The following is a 15701-nucleotide window of genomic DNA, read 5'->3' as shown; positions in this document are numbered from 1 at the left end:
CCCGAACAGTCAGGAAGCACCGCCATGCGCAAGCTCGTCACCACCGGATCGCCCTGGGAGACCCGGATCGGCTACTCGCGGGCGGTCGTCGTCGACGACACCATCCACATCTCCGAGACCGCCGGCGCGGGCGACGACCTCTACGCGCAGACGCGAACGGCACTCGCGACCATCGAGTCGGTGCTCGTGGAGCACGGCTTCTCGCTCGAGGATGTCGTGCACAGCCGTCTCGCCGTCAGCGACTTCGCCAACTGGGAGGAGGCGGCCCGCGCGCACGGCGAGGTCTACGCCGAGATCCGCCCGGCGTTCACGCTCACGCACGCGATGCCCTTCGTCGACCCCGCGATCCTCGTCGAGGTCGGCGCGGTCGCCACGCGCAGCCGCGCCTGACGCGACCGCGCTGACGGGCGCTCCGAGCCCAGCCGCAGAGTTCGGCGGCTGAGTTCGGCGGCAGAGTTCAGCCGCAGAGTTCCTTCGGCGCGATCGGCGTGCTCGAGACGCCGATCATCGAGACCTCGTCGCCGATCACCGTGAAGTCGACCCAGCCGTTCACGTCGTCACCGGCCGCAAAGACGAACGTCTCCTGGGCGATCTGGCCGGCGACCTCCAGTGCGGGGTACGCCGCGTCGAGCTCCGCCTTCGTGGACCCCACCCGGATTCCCGACTCGGTCGCCGGAACCGGAAGCGCCGGGTCGACGGCGGACGAGACCCACAGTGCCCGGACCGTGCGGTCGTCGTTCAGCGCCAAGGTGAAGCCCGGGGCGTCCTCGCCCACCAGCCCGACGATGCCCGGGCACCACTCATCGGCCGTGTACGAGGTCAGGGGTGCGATCACGTCGGGGTACGCAGCCCCGCGGGTGAGCGGCCCGATGCCCTGGCCGGAGATGACCCAGGTCGAGACGTCGGCGGGGTCGATGACGACCGGCTCGGGCATCGGCGTCGGCGTCTCGCTCGGCGTCTCGACGGGCGCCGCCGACGGCGTCGGCGAGGGTGCCGGGTCGGCCCCAGCAGTCGGGGCACACCCCGCGAGCGTCAACACGACGACCGCGGCGCCGAGGATCCGAGCGGGGTGGATGCGCATCTTCGGGCTGCTTCCGAATCAGGCTCGGCGAGTCCGAGGATCATCAGGATACTGAGCACCCACCGGCGGCGACCAGACCGCCTCGTTCCGATCCGGTAACGAGCCTCCGGTAACGAGCCTCCGCCTACGCCGCGACGGCCGCCTCGGCATCCGTCGTCGGCGTGCCCGGCTCGATGCGGAACGTGACGCCGAACCGTTCGAGCAGCTCGTCGCCGCCCGAGACGACCGTGAGGCCGCCGGCGCCGCGCTCGCCCCGCGGCTCCCCCGAGAGCAGTCCGGCGAGCGCACGCGGCTGCACTTCGAGTTCGAGCACGCCCGACGGCACGGGCTCCATCGCCGATCGACGTCGCGGTTGCGGCAGCGCTCCGGCGCCCACGGGCACCACGTCGAGCGTGCCGCCGACGACGATCGCCGACAGGGAGACGGCGCCGACGTGCAGCACGTACTCGGTCGGCGGGAGGGCGGCCGCGGCATCCGCTCGGAAGGCGGCGCGCAGCGCGAACGCGAGCGAGTCGGCGCTGACGGTCTCGTCGTCGGCGGGTTCGCCGAGCACGGCCCAGCCCCAGCGCTCGAGGGCCGTGATGACGGGTTCGAGGTCGCGCCCGAGCGGGGTGAGCTCGTAGCCGCCGCGCACGGTCGGCACACGGCGGAGCACCCCGGCCTCCTGCAACTCCTTGAGCCGATCGCTCAGGATGTTGGTCGGGATCCGGGGGAGACCGGCCTTGAGGTCGCCGTAGCGGCGGGGGCCGACGAGCAGGTCGCGCACGATGAGCAGTGCCCATCGGTCGCCGACCCGCTCGAGCGCCCTCGCCGCTCCGCCGAACTGGCCGTAGCCTCGCGTGCCGCGTGTCGCCATGCGGTCGAGACTAGGCCGTCGCGGTCGTCGGCTCGGCCGCGGCCTGCTCGGCCAGGTACGCCTCGGGTCCGCTCTCGGCGGCCGCGGCCTCCATGAAGACGAACGAGAGGTTGTTGCCGTCGGGGTCGTCGAGGTCGCGCGCATACATGAAGCCGTAGTCCTGCGCCTCGCGCGGCTCGGTGCCGCCGGCAGCGAGGCCCTTCGCGAGCACCTCGTCGACCTCGTCGCGCGAGTCGCGGCTCAGCGCGATCGACATCTGCGCGTGCGTCTTGGGATCGATGATCTGCTTGTCGGTGAAGGTCGCGAGGTATTCGCGCTTCAGCACCATGAAGTAGATGGTGTCGCTGAGCACGACGCAGGCGGCGTTGTCGTCGGTGAAGTTCGGGTTGATGCTGAACCCGAGGGCCTCGTAGAACGCCTTCGCGCGGTCGAGGTCGGTGGTGGGAAAGTTCACGAAGATGCTGGTCGCGGTCATGATCGCCTCCGGGAGATCGTTTGGTCTGGTCGTGCTGACATCGCCTAGCTTGCTCTTTGCAAGTGAACTTGTCAATAGCAAGTAACGAACTTCGGATGCCGCAGCACGGCGTCGGCCCGTGAGCGCCCGCGCCGGCCGGCGTCAGCGCGCGTCGGCCCGTGAGCGCCCGGGCCCGCCGGCGCCCGTCAGTGCGCGGCGCTGCGCCGCACGAGCAACGCCAGGTGCAGCGCCGTGAGCACCTCGCCGTCGTCGAGGTCGACGTCGAGCAGGTCGCCGATGAGGGAGATGCGCTGGTAGAACACCGACCGGGACAGGTGCGAGGCCCCGGCCGCCGCGGTGCGATTGCCGGGGTGCGCGAGCATCGCTCCGAGCACGCTCAGCAGGTCGCCGTCGCGCGCGAGGTCGTACTCGATGAGCGGGGCCAGCATGCGCTCGCTGTGCTGCAGCAGGCGGGGGTCGTCACGCAGCGAGGTGACGAGCCGGATGAGCGGGCGGTCGTCGCCGCGGCGCACGACGAGTCCGCGTGCGCCACGCGGGCGGGGGCCGCGGGCGAGGTCGATCGCCTCCTGCACCGAACCGAGCGCGCCCTCGAGTCCCGTGGCGGGAGCACCGATCGAGAGCACGAGCCGCTCCGCCGCGGCCCGGTCTCCACCGACGAGGGCGAGGGCGAACGCCTGCACCTGCGCCTCGGTCAACGCCTTGGGCGCCGAGACCAGCACGATGCGAGCCGAGGTCGACGAGCCTGCGGCGTTCGCGGCACCGTCGATCGCGCGGCCGGCGAACGCCCGCGCCGCGGCATCCGCCACTCCCGAAGCGACCGGGGCCCCCGATGCGACCATGCCGTGGAGCACCGCCCCCTCGATCGGCAGACCGGCCGCGGCGACCCGCGCCGCGGCGCCCGCGACGCCCGCGAATCGCCCGGCGAGCAGGCCGTCGACCAGGCGCTGGCGGCCGATCCGCGTCCATTCGTCGCTCGGGCCGTCGGCGAGACGCCCCAGCGCGAGCGCGATCGCGCCCTGCTCGAGCACGCTCGTGCGACCGGCCGGATGCACCGGACCCGGCAGCGCGATGAGGTGACCCCATCTCGTGCCGCGCGCCTCGACGGGCACGATGAGCCACTCGCCGATGCCGCCGCGTCGGTGCTCGAACCGCGAGCGCGCCTCCCAGTCGGCGAACAGCTCGGCCTCGTCGGCTGGCGGCACCTCGGCCGCGACGACCTCGTGGGCGAGGTTCTCGAGCACCACCGCCGAACCGAGCGTCTGCGCGAGCTGGTGCACGATGAAGTCCGCAGGCGAGCCGCGCAGGCTCAGCGCCGTGAACCGCTCGCGCACCTCGTCACGCGCCCGGAGCGCGGTCGTCTGCTCCGAGATGATGCGACTGTGCACGGCCTCGGTGAGCGCGACGAACTTCACTTCGCGGTGGAGCACCACGAGCGCGAGGCCGTGCTCGCGCGCCGAACGCTCGACCACGGCCGGCACGTAGCGGTAGTGCACGCCCAGCTCGAGCACGAGGCCGGAGAGCCCGGCCTCGACGAGGCCGGCGATGAACGCATCGAGCTCGGCCGGCTCGGTGGGCCAGCCCGACCCCGTCGAGAGCAGCAGCTCGCCGCCGTCGAGCAGGCGGGCGACGCCGCCGCTGTCGGAGACGTGCACCCAGCGCACCCTCGCGTCGAGCAGCTCGTCGACCGCGAGCACCTCCGGCACGCCGTTCGCGACGGCGGGCAGGGTCAGGATCTCGCGCACGGTGGGCAGCCCTCCATCGGCCGCCGAGGTCGCCGAGACCGCCGGACGGTCTGTTCGGATCGCTGCGTCTTCGCGACGTTCTGGCATCGGTCTCGCCTCACCTGCTCTGTCAGACTTGAGATCAGAAGCCTAACCGACGTCGGTCATTCTGTCCGACTCGGTGCGAACTCACCGCCGTCCTCAGCAAAGGGAACCACCTATGAGCATCACCGAGACCGCCCCGTCGACCACCTCGACGTCCGACCTGCCCGCCATCGGGCACTGGGTCGACGGCGCAGTGCGCGCCTCGACGTCGGGCCGCACGGCCCCGGTGTACAACCCCGCGACAGGCGCCGTGCGGGCGCAGGTCGCGCTGGCCGACCAGGCCGAGATCGATGCGGCGATCGCGTCGGCGCACGCCGGGTTCCAGGTCTGGAGCGGCTACTCGATCGCGAAGCGTCAGACCGTGATGTTCGCGTTCCGCGAGCTGCTGAACTCGCGCAAGGGCGAGCTCGCGCAGATCATCACCGCCGAGCACGGCAAGGTCGTCTCCGACGCGATGGGCGAGATCCTCCGCGGCCAGGAGGTCGTCGAGCTCGCGACCGGGTTCCCGCACCTGATCAAGGGCGCGTTCAGCGAGAACGCCTCGTCGGGCATCGACGTGTACTCGATCAAGCAGCCGCTCGGCGTGGTCGGCATCATCAGCCCGTTCAACTTCCCGGCCATGGTGCCGATGTGGTTCTTCCCGATCGCGATCGCCGCGGGCAACGCCGTCGTGCTCAAGCCCAGTGAGAAGGACCCGTCGGCCGCGCTCTGGATCGCCGAACTCTGGCGCGAGGCAGGCCTGCCCGACGGTGTGTTCACCGTGCTGCAGGGCGACAAGCTCGCCGTCGACGGACTGCTCACGAGCCCGCTCGTGCAGTCGATCTCGTTCGTCGGCTCGACGCCGATCGCGCAGTACATCTACGAGACCGCCTCGAAGCACGGCAAGCGCGTCCAGGCGCTCGGCGGTGCGAAGAACCACATGCTCGTGCTGCCCGACGCCGACCTCGACCTCGTCGCCGACTCGGCCGTCAACGCCGGGTACGGCGCCGCGGGCGAGCGCTGCATGGCGATCTCGGTCGTGCTGGCCGTCGAGCCCGTCGCCGACGAGCTCATCGCCAAGATCTCCGAGCGCATCGCGAAGCTGAAGATCGGCAACGGCGCCGGCGTCGAGGCCGGCGACGGCACGCGCGTCGAGCCCGACATGGGCCCGCTGATCACCGACGTGCACCGCGACAAGGTGTCGAGCTACGTCGACATCGCCGAGGCCGACGGTGCGACGGTCGTCGTCGACGGCCGCAGCCTCACGGTCGAGGGCCACGAGGACGGCTTCTTCTTCGGCCCGACCCTGCTCGACAACGTGCCCACCACGAGCCGCGCCTACACCGAGGAGATCTTCGGCCCGGTGCTCTCGGTCGTGCGCGTCGAGTCGTACGACGAAGGCCTCGACCTCATCAACTCGGGCCAGTTCGGCAACGGCACGGCCATCTTCACGAACGACGGCGGCGCGGCCCGCCGCTTCCAGAACGAGGTCCAGGTCGGCATGATCGGTATCAACGTGCCGATCCCCGTGCCCGTCGCCTACCACTCGTTCGGCGGATGGAAGCAGTCGCTGTTCGGCGACGCGAAGGCCTACGGCGTGCACGGCTTCGACTTCTTCACCCGCGAGAAGGCCATCACGGCCCGCTGGCTCGACCCGGCCACCCGCAACGACTCCGCGCACACCGGCATCAACCTCGGCTTCCCCCAGAACCACTGACCCCGCGAGGACCCTCCATCATGACCGACACCCTCAGCGACACCGCGACCGCGGTGCACACCGACCGCCACGGCGCCGCGCACGGGCTGCCCGACGCCGGCGCCGAGGCGCAGGTTCGCGCCGACGACCGCGCCCACGTCTTCCACTCCTGGAGCGCGCAGGCCCTCATCGACCCGCTGCCCATCGCCGCGGGCGAGGGCTCGACGTTCTGGGACTACCAGGGCAACGCGTACCTCGACTTCTCGAGCCAGCTCGTGAACCTGAACCTGGGCCACCAGCACCCCGACCTCGTCGCCGCGATCCAGCAGCAGGCGGGTCGCCTTGCGACGATCCAGCCGTCGATGGCGAACGACGTGCGCGGCGAGCTCGCACGCCGCATCGCCGAGGTCGCCCCGGGCGATCTCGACAAGGTGTTCTTCACGAACGGCGGCGCCGACGCCAACGAGTACGCCGTGCGGATGGCCCGCGCGGTCACCGGGCGCCGCAAGGTGCTGTCGATGTACCGCAGCTACCACGGCGGCACCGCGACGGCGATCTCGCTCACGGGCGACCCGCGCCGTTGGGCGAACGAGCCGTCCGACGGGTCGGTCGCGCACTTCTTCGGCCCCTACGAGTACCGCTCGTCGTGGGGCGCGACCACCCCCGAGCAGGAGACCGAGCGTGCACTCGCCCACCTCGAGCAGGTCATCGTGCTCGAGGGCGCGAACACGATCGCCGCGATCATCCTCGAGACGATCGTCGGCACGAACGGCGTGCTCGTTCCGCCGCCCGGCTACCTCGAGGGCGTGCGCGCGCTGGCCGACGAGTACGGCATCGTCTACATCGCCGACGAGGTCATGGTCGGCTTCGGCCGCGTCGGCGAGTGGTTCGCGGTGAACCACTTCGGCGTCGTGCCCGACCTCATCACGTTCGCGAAGGGCGTCAACTCGGGCTACGCCCCGCTCGGCGGCGTCGTCATCTCGCAGCGGATCGCCGCGCACTTCGACACCGTGGCCTTCATGGGCGGCCTGACCTACTCGGGCCACCCGCTCGCGTGCGCCCCGGGCGTCGCCACGTTCGAGGTGTTCGAGCGCGACGGCATCCTCGAGCGCGTGCGCGACCTCGGCGAGCGCGTCGTCGGTCCGCGCCTGCGCGAGATCGCGGCGAAGCACCCGTCGGTCGGCGAGGTGCGCGGCCTCGGCCTGTTCTGGGCGATCGAGCTCGTGAAGGACGCCGAGACGCGCGAGCCGCTCGTACCGTTCAACGCCGCCGGTGCCGATGCCGCCCCCATGGGCGCGGTGGCCACTACGTGCAAGAAGGCCGGCCTCTGGCCGTTCGTGCACTTCAACCGACTGCACGTCGCTCCCCCGCTCGTGATCAGCGAGGAGGAGCTCGTGCGCGGCCTCGACCTCATCGACGAGGCGCTCACGGTCGCCGACTCGTACGTCGTTTGACCCACGCCCGTCACGGCGTTCGAATCGCCCGGTTCCGTTCGGAATCGGGCGATTCGTCGTTGCAGCGCGAGCGGATGTCGCGGACGGCCGCGCCCGGTCGTACCGCTCCGGGCCACCGGGCGTTCAGGGCGGCGTCGCGTGGCGGGCGGGGCGCGTCGGCTAGCCTGAGTCGCATGGACGAACGGGGCGCGCCTAACGGGATCCCCCGGCGGACGTTCCTCAGGGCGGGCCTCGCCGCGGGCTTCGCCGGTGCCGCCGCGATCGTGCTCGCGAGCTGCACGTGGGACGAGCCGCGTCCGACGACGACGCCCACCGCGACGCCGACCCCGACGGCCCCGCCCACGCCGTCGGCCGTGCCGCGTCCGACGAACATGCGGCGCTCGGCGTGGGGCACCGATCCGTACGCCCGCGGTGCGTTCAGCTTCGCCGAGTTCGGCTCGACCGACCAGATGCGCACGCGCCTGGCGACGCCCATCGGCGGCCGCCTCGTGTTCGCGGGCGAGGCGACGTCCTCGCTCGCCCCGGGCACGCTGCAGGGCGCTCGGCTCTCGGGGCTGCGGGCTGCCGGCGACATCGCCGGGTTCGCAGAGCCGGGCGAGCGCATCGCGGTCATCGGCGCCGGCCTGGCCGGGCTCACGGCCGCGCGCGAACTCGTCGACCAGGGCTTCGAGGTGATCGTGATCGAGGCGCGCGACCGCATCGGCGGGCGCGTGCAATCCGTCGTCGACGACGCGTTCGGCACGCCGGTCGAGCTCGGCAGTTGGCTCGTCGGCGACGACGAGGGGCTCGTCGGGGCGCTGGCCGCGGCATCCGTCGGCACGATCCCGTTCCTCGGGTCGGCCGCCGTGGTGCGGATCGACGGCACCCAGGTGGAGCCGTCGACGGCCGGAACCGACGCGCTCGTGCGCGCGCACGTCTGGTCGCAGGCGCTCCCCCACGATGTGTCGGTCGCCACCGCGCTGCTGCAGTCCGGCGAGGTGCCGGCCTCCGAGGCGCCGGGCGACGACGGCGTGAGCCCGGCCGGATGGCTGCGCCACGCGATCTCGAGCGGGCTCGAGCCGCTGACGGGCGCGGCCGCGACCGTGGTCTCCGCCCAGGCGTGGGATCCGGCGCAGCTGCTTGCTCCTCCGCCCGGCCTGAGCCTGCCGACCTCGCCCATCTCGGGCGTGCTCGATCAGCTCGCCGACGGGCTCGACATCGTGCTGACGAGCGCGGTGACGCAGATCGCCACCAATGACACCCGTGTCAGCCTGCGCCTCGACACCGGCGAGTCCCTCACGGTCGACCGGGTCGTGTCGACGCTGCCGCTCGGCGTGCTGAAGACCGACCAGGTGCGGTTCCAGCCGCCGCTGCCGCGCCCGTACCAGCTCGCCATCGCGCAGCTCGGCATGGGCGTGGTCGATGTCGTCTGGCTCGCCTTCGACGCCCCCTTCTGGCGAGCGGATGTCGCGGCCGACGCCACGGCGGAGGCGCAGGCCGAGGGTGAGGCGTCCGACGCCGGCTCACCGGCATCCGTGCTCAGCGTGGTCGGCGGGTTCCCGACGGTCGCGAGGTGGATCGACGTCGGCGTCGCGACCGGCTCGGGCGAGGCCGTGCTCGTCGGCGTCATCGCCGCAGCGCAGGCGACCCGACTCGAGCAGCTGTCGGATCAGGACTTCGTTTCGGCCGTGCTCGCCGATCTCGAGCCCTTCGCCACAGCCACCGGTTGATCGCGACGAAGCTGGCCGTCAGCGCGAGGAAGATCGCGAGCACGATCGCGCACGCGACCACCACCCCGAGCACGCTGCCGACCTGGGCCTCGTCGAGGAAGAAGTACGGGTACCACCCGACATCCGCACCTCGGATCAAGGTGTAGATCAGCCAGCCGAACGGGAACGGCAGCACCCAGCCGACCGTCGACCAGGGCACGGGCGGGTTCACGCCGAGCACGCTGTCGACCGACCAGGCGATGACCGCGAGCGCCGGCACGACGAAGTGCAGCAGCGTGTCCGACCAGGGCACGTCGACGCGGTACCCGTGCGACGACGACTCGGCGACGATGATCGCGAACACGATGCCCGAGAGCACGACGTAGACCGTGACGCACGTGCGCAGGATGCCGAGCCACGCCGGGTCCCGTGGTGCGGTCAGCGCGAACCCGGCCGCGATCGCGAGCGTGATGACGGCGAGGAACGCCGACTGGATCGTGAAGTAGCTGAAGAAGTTGGCCGTCGCGAACGTGCGGAAGCCGAGCACGTAGCGGAAGTTGCCGATGAGCGCGATGACCTCGAGCGCGACGATCGCGAGCCGGAACACGCCCAGCAGCATGCGCGCCCGCCGAGTCCGGGCCTCTTGCGAGAGTCCGGACGTCACGGCGGGCATGCCTCAACGCTACGCCAGCACCGCTGCTCGCCGCCGCCGCCGTCGCCGCCGGCTCAGTCGAGCGGCCGCAGGATCCGGTCGAGGAACTGCCGGGTGCGCGCCTCGCGCGGGTTCGTGAACATGGCCCCCGGTGCGCCGCGCTCGACGACGACGCCGCCGTCCATGAACAGCACCTCGTCGGCGACCTGTCTCGCGAAGCCGAGCTCGTGCGTGACGACGACCATGGTCCAGCCCTCGTCGGCGAGCTCCTTGATGACCTTCAGCACCTCGCCGACGAGCTCGGGGTCGAGCGCGCTCGTGGGCTCGTCGAAGAGCAGCAGGTCGGGCTTCAGCGCGAGCGCACGCACGATGCCGACGCGCTGCTGCTGCCCGCCCGACAGGGCGAACGGGTACGCGTCGCGCTTCTCGGCGAGGCCGACGCGGTCGAGCAGGGCGGAAGCCTCGGCGATCGCCCGCGCCCTCGGCACGCGCTGGACGCGCACCGGGCCCTCGATGACGTTCTCGAGCACGGTCATGTGCGGAAAGAGGTTGTGCTGCTGGAACACCATGGCCGAGCGGTCGCGCATCGCGAGCCGCCCCTGCTTGGTCACACGGCCCGCGAAGTCGAGCTCGGGCCCGCCCGCGAAGCTCAGGATGCCGGCGTCGGGCGTCTCGAGTCCGTTCAACGAGCGCAGCACGGTCGTCTTGCCCGACCCGCTCGGGCCGATCAGCACGACGACCTCGCCTCGTCGCACCTCGAGGTCGATCGAGCGCAGCACCTCGTTGTCGCCGAACGACTTGCGGATGCCGCGTGCGGTCAGCAGCACGACATCGTCGGGCGTCGCTCGGGGTGCGAGGGGGTCGCCGGCGCGCGGCCGGCCAGCGGCATCCGCCTCGGTGAATTCGGGCTCTTCGTGGTTCTCGGGCATCACGGGCTCCTCAGACGGCGACATAGCGGTCGAGCCTCCGCTCGATGACGGTCTGCCCGCTCGACAGCACGAGGCAGAACAGCCAGTACACGAGTGCGGCCTCGAGGTAGAGCAGCATGAACTCCTGGCTGAACGCCGCGATCTGCTGCGAGACGCGGAACAGCTCGGTCACGAGGATCAGCGACGCGAGCGAGGTGTCCTTCACGAGCGAGATGAACGTGTTCGACAGCGGCGGCACCGACACGCGGGCGGCCTGCGGCAGAATGATGCGGCGCAGCGTCGTGCCGGACGACATGCCGATCGTGTAGCCGGCCTCCCACTGCCCCTTCGGCACCGAGAGGATCGCCGCCCTGATGATCTCGGCACCGTAGCCGCCGACGTTCAGCGAGAACGCGATGATCGCGCTCGGCCACGGGTCGATGACGAGCCCGATCGCGGGCAGGCCGTAGAAGATCACGAATAGCTGCACGAGCAGCGGCGTGCCGCGGATCACCGAGATGAAGAAGCGCGCCGCCCCCGAGAGCACGCGGTTCTTCGAGATGCGCGCGAGCGCGACGCCGAGGGCCAGCACGAGGCCGATGGCGAACGACGACAGGGCGAGCGGGATCGTGCCGCTCAACCCGCCCCAGACGATCGGCCAGAAGGAGTCGAGGAACAGTTGCCAGCCCGAGGAATCCACCCGGTCAGCCCCTTCCGCTCAGGCGAACGGCCGACGCGAGACGCGAGCGCGCCCGCCGAAGCGGACGCGCTCGCACTCACGCCGGTGCATTCGCACGCTTGTTCTGGAAGGTACTACTCCGAGACGTCGGCGCCGAAGTACTTCTGGCCGATCTCGGCGAGCGTGCCGTCGTCCTTGAGCTTCGCGAGGGCCTCGTCGACGGCCTTCACGAGTGCCGTCTTGTCCTTCGTGAACGCGAGGGCGCTCTCGCTGGGGTCGGTCTCGGCGACGACCTCGAGCTTCGCGTCGGGGTTGGTCTTCAGATAGTCGAGGAAGGTCAGCTTGTCGTTGACGGTCGCGTCGACGCGGCCCTGCTCGAGCAGCGCGACGGCCTGGGCCCAGCCCTCGACGGCCTCGACGTTCGCGCCGGCCTCGGTCGCGAGCTCGTAGAAGTTGCTCGTCAGCGACTGCGCGGTGGTCTTTCCCGCGAGGTCTTCGAAGCTCGAGATCGACGTGTCGCCCTCGTTCACGACCACGACGCTCGGCGACACCGTGTACGGCGTCGAGAAGAGGTAGCTCTCTTCACGCTCGGGGTTGATCGAGACCTGGTTCGCGATGACGTCGAACCGGCCCGCCTCGAGGCCCGCGAAGATCGCATCCCACTGGGTCTCCTGGAACTCGACCTTCAGGCCCAGCTCGTCGGCGACGGCCTGGGCGATCTCGACGTCGTAGCCGACGAGGTCGCCGGTGCCCTCGTCGTGGTAGCTGAACGGACGGTACGTGCCCTCGGTCGCGACCGTGAGCGTGCCCGCCTTCACGAGTCCGAACTCGTTGTCGGCCGCGTTCTCGCTCGCAGCGGGCGTGCCGCTCGAGCAGGCTGCGAGGGCCAGGACGGCTGCGGATGCGGCGGCGAGGCCGAGGATGCTGCGGACACGTGACATGCGGGTGGTGCTCCGTTCGTGGGGATGGCGTCGTGCGCCGGTGCCTGGTCGGCCGCCCGGGCGCACGTCGAGTGCATCACGCGGGCGTCCCAGAGTGAAACCGCGTGACCCCGCGTTGCATTCCCGCCCGGCTGCGACCACGGCGCCGGCCAGCATGCGCCGAACGGCATACACGTTCGGCGGCATCCGGCGCAACCCCCGCCGCCGCCGCCCCGGCCCCCGCTAACTTTGCGGAGTCGTCGACCCCACGACGGCGCGATGTCCCCCGCATCACGACTCGAAGGAACCCCATGATCACCCTGAGTTGGCTCCTGCTCCTCGCACTCATCGGCGGCGTGCTCGCCCTCGTCGACGGCATCTGGCGCCTGCGCGCCCGCGGCGGTTCGACGATCGTCGGCGTCATCGAGATCATCGTCTCCGCACTGTTCCTGCTCTCGCTCTTCGTGCCCGGCATTCCGTGGGGCTCGCTCGTGCTCGGCGTCGCGACGATCATCGCGCTCGTCGTCGCCCTCTTCGCCGGCGGCCGCACGGGCCGCGGCGTGACCGTCGCCGCCCTCGTCGTGCTGGCGATCTGGGTCGTGCTGGCGAACCACTGGCTGATCATCCCCGGCATCAACTGACCTCGACCTCACACGCGCGAAGCGGCCCGCCCCATCCGGGGCGGGCCGCTTCGTCGTTCCGCTCGGTCCCTACGCGTCGTAGGCGCTCGCCCAGGCGAGGGCGTCGACCGCATCGGTGCCGAGTTCCGGATGCCGGAGGCGGAACTCCTCCGAGCCGAAGCCGTAGTCGGCCTCGAGGCGGCGGGCCGCCTTGACGAGCGCCGGCCCGGCGGTGGCGCCGAACTTCGCGATGACGCGCGCATCGTCCCTGACCGGTGCGGGGGCGGTGCCCCAGCCGGTCCATTCGACGACGGCGCGGGTGAGTCGAGGCTCCATTGCCTTCATGACTGCTCCTTGTGGGTGGTGCGGTGGTGATGGATGACGCAGGGTGAGCGGCATCCGGACGAATCCTAGAACGCGGCGATGCCCGTGAGCGCACGGCCGATGACGAGCTGGTGGATCTCGTCGGTGCCCTCGTAGGTGCGCACCGACTCGAGGTTGGCCGCGTGCCGCATCACGGGGAACGCGTTCGTGATGCCGTCGCCCGCGAGGATCGAGCGCGCCTGATGGGCGATCTCGAGCGCCTCGCGCACGCTGTTCAGCTTGCCGACCGAGATCTGGGCGGGCGTCAGGGCGCCGCGCTCCTTGAGGCGCCCGAGGTGCAGCGCGAGCAGCACGCCCTTCTCGACCTCGACGAACATGTCGGCGAGCTTGGCCTGGGTGAGCTGGTTCGCGCCGATCGGCTTGCCGAACACCTCGCGCGTGATCGAGCGCTCGAGCGCCGACTCGAGGCACGAACGCGCGGCGCCCATCGCACCCCAGACGATGCCGTACCGCGCCTCGTTGAGGCAGCCGAACGGACCCGAGAGGCCGGCTGCCCCCGGCAGCAACGCGTCGGCGGGCACCCGCACGCCGTCGAGGTCGACGTCGCACTGCACCGAGGCGCGCATCGAGAGCTTGCCGTCGATGGGGGTCGCCGTGAAGCCCGCCGTCGAGGTCGGCACGAGGAAGCCGCGCACGGCGGCGGCGCCCTCGCCGAATGCGCCGCTGGGGTCGTCGACGCGCGCCCACACGACGGCGACGTCGGCGAGCGACGCGAGGCCGATCCAGCGCTTGGCGCCGTCGATGACCCACTCGTCGCCCTCGCGGCGCGCGGTGGTCGTCATCGCCGCGGGGTCGCTGCCGCCCTGCGGCTCGGTCAGCGCGAAGCACCCGACGAGGTCGCCCGCGGCCATGCCGGGCAGCCACCGCTGCTTCTGCTCCTCGGATCCGTACTTGTGGATCGCGCTCATCGCGAGCGAGCCCTGCACCGACACGAAGGTGCGCCAGCCGCTGTCGGCGGCCTCGAGTTCGAGGCAGACGAGCCCGTAGGCCACCGCGCCCGCGCCGGCGCATCCGTAGCCCTGCAGGTGCATGCCGAGCAGGCCCGCGTCGCCGAGCACCTTGATGAGCTCACGGCGGAAGTGCTTGTGCTCGAAGTCGTCCTCGATGATCGGCGCGATCTGCTCCTGCGCGATGGCACGGGCGCGCTGCTGCCACTCGCGCTCCTCCTCGGTGAGCAGGGCGTCGAGGTCGAACACCGAGTCGATGCGGGGTGCGGTGGCGGTCATGCGTGCGGTCCTTTCGGGGCTGGTGCGTCGAGCGGATGCCAGTCGGCGCCGACATGCTCGTCGAGCGAGGGCGGTGGCGTGCGGTAGGTCGCGGGGGTCGCGGTGAGGCGGATCGGGTTCGCGACCGAGCGGCTCGCCGTGCCGGTCTCGGCGACGGGTTCGAGCCCGAGCGCCTCGGCGAACGCGATGGCCTCGGCGATGTCGTTCACGAGTCCAGCGGGCACGCCGGCGGGCTCGAGCATGGTGATCCAGTGCGCAGCGGATGCCGCGGCGAGGCGCGCCTCGATGATCTCGGTCAGCTCGTGGCGATGCCCGACGCGAGCGCCGTTCGCGGCGAAGCGCACGTCATCGGCGAGCGCGGGCTCGCCCAGCACGCCCGCGAGCGCCCGGAACTGCTTGTCGTTGCCGACGGCGATCACGAGTTCGCGGTCGGCGGCGTGGAACACCGCGTAGGGCGCGATGCTCGGGTGCGCGTTGCCGAGGCGGCGGGGCGGCGAGCCGGTGGCGAGCGTCGACGCTGCCTGGTTGGTGAGCGCCGAGAGCAGGCTGCCGAGCAGGTCGAGCTCGACCTGCTGGCCATGCCCGGTGCGGTCGCGCTCGCGCAGGGCGAGCAGGATGCCGGCGAGCGCGTTCTGCCCGGTGAGCACGTCGACGAGCGCGACGCCCGCCTTGGCGGGGTCGCCGTCGGGCTCTCCGGTGATCGACATGAGCCCGCCGACGGCCTGCACGAGCAGGTCGTACCCGGCGAGGGCTGCGCCGGGCCCTGCGCCGAAGCCCGTGATCGAGCAGTAGACGACCCCGGGGTTGAGCTGGCGCACGTCGTCGTAGGCGAGTCCGAACCTGGCCATGACGCCGGGCCGGAAGTTCTCGATCACGACGTCGGCGGTGGCCGCGAGCCGACGAGCCTCGGCCAGCCCCGCGGCATCCGTCAGGTCGAGTGCGACCGAGCGCTTGTTGCGGTTGACGCTGCCGAAGTAGGTGGCCTGCCCGTTCGCGTCGACGGGCGGGGTCCAGTGCCGGGTGTCGTCGCCGGCCGGTGGTTCGATCTTCACGACGTCGGCGCCGAAGTCGGCGAGCATCATGGTGGCGTACGGCCCGGCGAGCACGCGCGAGAAGTCGGCGACGCGGATGCCGGTGAGCACGCCCGTCGTCGCGCTGCTGCGCTGCTCGTTCGCCATCGTCCGCCTCCATCACCGTCGACTCACATTCATCCTATAGTGAATCTTTTTATGGCGCGCCGCCATCCGCGACCTCACC

Annotated in this window: 16 protein-coding genes; 5 read left to right on the top strand and 11 right to left on the bottom strand. The window is 71.4% G+C overall.

The window, feature by feature from the left end; all coding sequences use genetic code 11:
- The first annotated feature begins 24 nt into the window (after nt 1-24).
- On the top strand, nt 25-390 hold the full coding sequence (locus ATC03_RS02970) for a Rid family hydrolase (protein WP_067872928.1): 366 nt from the start codon (nt 25-27) through the stop codon (nt 388-390).
- A gap of 67 nt (nt 391-457) precedes the next feature.
- Here ATC03_RS02970 and ATC03_RS02965 read toward each other — a convergent pair whose 3' ends face one another.
- From ATC03_RS02965 to ATC03_RS02950, 4 genes are all read right to left on the bottom strand, one after another.
- Nucleotides 458-1081, bottom strand: a complete 624-nt coding sequence (locus ATC03_RS02965) for a hypothetical protein (RefSeq protein WP_067872925.1) — start codon at nt 1079-1081, stop codon at nt 458-460.
- A 124-nt stretch (nt 1082-1205) separates the two neighbouring features.
- Entirely contained in the window at nt 1206-1937 is a 732-nt protein-coding gene (locus ATC03_RS02960; protein WP_067872921.1) for a winged helix-turn-helix transcriptional regulator, read from the bottom strand.
- A gap of 10 nt (nt 1938-1947) precedes the next feature.
- Nucleotides 1948-2412 carry a VOC family protein gene (locus ATC03_RS02955; protein ID WP_067872918.1) on the bottom strand — a complete coding sequence of 155 codons (465 nt, stop codon included), beginning with the start codon at nt 2410-2412 and terminating at the stop codon, nt 1948-1950.
- Nucleotides 2413-2597: 185 nt separating this feature from the next.
- Nucleotides 2598-4241 (bottom strand): PucR family transcriptional regulator, encoded by a 1644-nt coding sequence (locus tag ATC03_RS02950; protein ID WP_227820213.1) that lies wholly within the window; start codon nt 4239-4241, stop codon nt 2598-2600.
- A 112-nt stretch (nt 4242-4353) separates the two neighbouring features.
- Here ATC03_RS02950 and ATC03_RS02945 point away from each other — a divergent pair, with 112 nt between their 5' ends.
- From ATC03_RS02945 to ATC03_RS02935, 3 genes are all read left to right on the top strand, one after another.
- Complete coding sequence (locus tag ATC03_RS02945) at nt 4354-5934, top strand: CoA-acylating methylmalonate-semialdehyde dehydrogenase (RefSeq protein ID WP_067872915.1); 1581 nt, start codon at nt 4354-4356, stop codon at nt 5932-5934.
- A 20-nt stretch (nt 5935-5954) separates the two neighbouring features.
- The gene (locus tag ATC03_RS02940) at nt 5955-7367 is read left to right on the top strand and encodes an aspartate aminotransferase family protein (RefSeq protein ID WP_084003238.1); all 1413 of its coding nucleotides are present in this window, start codon (nt 5955-5957) and stop codon (nt 7365-7367) included.
- Between the two features lie 173 nt (nt 7368-7540).
- Nucleotides 7541-9076, top strand: a complete 1536-nt coding sequence (locus ATC03_RS02935; protein ID WP_067872912.1) for a flavin monoamine oxidase family protein — start codon at nt 7541-7543, stop codon at nt 9074-9076.
- On the opposite strand, the gene ATC03_RS02930 is transcribed toward ATC03_RS02935, so the two are convergent.
- The 4 genes from ATC03_RS02930 to ATC03_RS02915 all read right to left on the bottom strand — a co-directional run bounded on the left by ATC03_RS02930 (nt 8973) and on the right by ATC03_RS02915 (nt 12235).
- On the bottom strand, nt 8973-9728 hold the full coding sequence (locus ATC03_RS02930) for a Pr6Pr family membrane protein (protein WP_152030843.1): 756 nt from the start codon (nt 9726-9728) through the stop codon (nt 8973-8975). The genes ATC03_RS02935 and ATC03_RS02930 overlap by 104 nt on opposite strands.
- Nucleotides 9729-9781: 53 nt before the next feature.
- Nucleotides 9782-10636, bottom strand: coding sequence for an amino acid ABC transporter ATP-binding protein (locus tag ATC03_RS02925; protein ID WP_084003674.1), 855 nt, complete (start codon nt 10634-10636; stop codon nt 9782-9784).
- 10 nt (nt 10637-10646) lie between these two features.
- A complete protein-coding gene (locus ATC03_RS02920; protein ID WP_179947896.1) occupies nt 10647-11315 on the bottom strand; it encodes an amino acid ABC transporter permease in 669 nt (222 codons plus the stop codon).
- A gap of 113 nt (nt 11316-11428) precedes the next feature.
- Nucleotides 11429-12235 (bottom strand): amino acid ABC transporter substrate-binding protein, encoded by an 807-nt coding sequence (locus tag ATC03_RS02915; protein WP_067872905.1) that lies wholly within the window; start codon nt 12233-12235, stop codon nt 11429-11431.
- Nucleotides 12236-12525: 290 nt separating this feature from the next.
- On the opposite strand from ATC03_RS02915, the gene ATC03_RS02910 reads away from it, so the two are divergent.
- Nucleotides 12526-12855 carry a hypothetical protein gene (locus ATC03_RS02910; RefSeq protein WP_067872903.1) on the top strand — a complete coding sequence of 110 codons (330 nt, stop codon included), beginning with the start codon at nt 12526-12528 and terminating at the stop codon, nt 12853-12855.
- Nucleotides 12856-12924: 69 nt separating this feature from the next.
- Here the strand turns inward: ATC03_RS02910 and ATC03_RS02905 are convergent, their stop codons facing one another.
- From ATC03_RS02905 to ATC03_RS02895, 3 genes are all read right to left on the bottom strand, one after another.
- Complete coding sequence (locus tag ATC03_RS02905) at nt 12925-13179, bottom strand: hypothetical protein (protein WP_152030842.1); 255 nt, start codon at nt 13177-13179, stop codon at nt 12925-12927.
- Between the two features lie 65 nt (nt 13180-13244).
- Nucleotides 13245-14444 carry an acyl-CoA dehydrogenase family protein gene (locus ATC03_RS02900; RefSeq protein ID WP_067872897.1) on the bottom strand — a complete coding sequence of 400 codons (1200 nt, stop codon included), beginning with the start codon at nt 14442-14444 and terminating at the stop codon, nt 13245-13247.
- Nucleotides 14441-15622 (bottom strand): CaiB/BaiF CoA transferase family protein, encoded by a 1182-nt coding sequence (locus ATC03_RS02895; protein ID WP_179947895.1) that lies wholly within the window; start codon nt 15620-15622, stop codon nt 14441-14443. The genes ATC03_RS02900 and ATC03_RS02895 overlap by 4 nt, the downstream gene beginning before the upstream one ends.
- Nucleotides 15623-15701 lie beyond the last annotated feature (79 nt).

The sequence above is a fragment of the Agromyces aureus genome, from assembly GCF_001660485.1.
In the GTDB taxonomy this organism is placed as follows: domain Bacteria; phylum Actinomycetota; class Actinomycetes; order Actinomycetales; family Microbacteriaceae; genus Agromyces; species Agromyces aureus.
The sequence above is the reverse complement of the archived record's forward strand: the minus strand, read 5'-3'. Positions and strand labels throughout refer to the sequence as shown.

Bases quoted from the DNA above. Each gene is read 5' to 3' on its own strand.
- ATC03_RS02925 (WP_084003674.1), bottom strand. From the start codon at position 10,636: ATGCCCGAGAACCACGAAGAGCCCGAATTCACCGAGGCGGATGCCGCT.
- ATC03_RS02900 (WP_067872897.1), bottom strand. From the start codon at position 14,444: ATGACCGCCACCGCACCCCGCATCGACTCGGTGTTCGACCTCGACGCC.
- ATC03_RS02935 (WP_067872912.1), top strand. From the start codon at position 7,541: ATGGACGAACGGGGCGCGCCTAACGGGATCCCCCGGCGGACGTTCCTC.
- ATC03_RS02915 (WP_067872905.1), bottom strand. From the start codon at position 12,235: ATGTCACGTGTCCGCAGCATCCTCGGCCTCGCCGCCGCATCCGCAGCC.
- ATC03_RS02950 (WP_227820213.1), bottom strand. From the start codon at position 4,241: ATGCCAGAACGTCGCGAAGACGCAGCGATCCGAACAGACCGTCCGGCG.
- ATC03_RS02940 (WP_084003238.1), top strand. From the start codon at position 5,955: ATGACCGACACCCTCAGCGACACCGCGACCGCGGTGCACACCGACCGC.
- ATC03_RS02970 (WP_067872928.1), top strand. From the start codon at position 25: ATGCGCAAGCTCGTCACCACCGGATCGCCCTGGGAGACCCGGATCGGC.
- ATC03_RS02945 (WP_067872915.1), top strand. From the start codon at position 4,354: ATGAGCATCACCGAGACCGCCCCGTCGACCACCTCGACGTCCGACCTG.
- ATC03_RS02910 (WP_067872903.1), top strand. From the start codon at position 12,526: ATGATCACCCTGAGTTGGCTCCTGCTCCTCGCACTCATCGGCGGCGTG.
- ATC03_RS02905 (WP_152030842.1), bottom strand. From the start codon at position 13,179: ATGAAGGCAATGGAGCCTCGACTCACCCGCGCCGTCGTCGAATGGACC.
- ATC03_RS02965 (WP_067872925.1), bottom strand. From the start codon at position 1,081: ATGCGCATCCACCCCGCTCGGATCCTCGGCGCCGCGGTCGTCGTGTTG.
- ATC03_RS02955 (WP_067872918.1), bottom strand. From the start codon at position 2,412: ATGACCGCGACCAGCATCTTCGTGAACTTTCCCACCACCGACCTCGAC.
- ATC03_RS02960 (WP_067872921.1), bottom strand. From the start codon at position 1,937: ATGGCGACACGCGGCACGCGAGGCTACGGCCAGTTCGGCGGAGCGGCG.
- ATC03_RS02930 (WP_152030843.1), bottom strand. From the start codon at position 9,728: ATGCCCGCCGTGACGTCCGGACTCTCGCAAGAGGCCCGGACTCGGCGG.
- ATC03_RS02895 (WP_179947895.1), bottom strand. From the start codon at position 15,622: ATGGCGAACGAGCAGCGCAGCAGCGCGACGACGGGCGTGCTCACCGGC.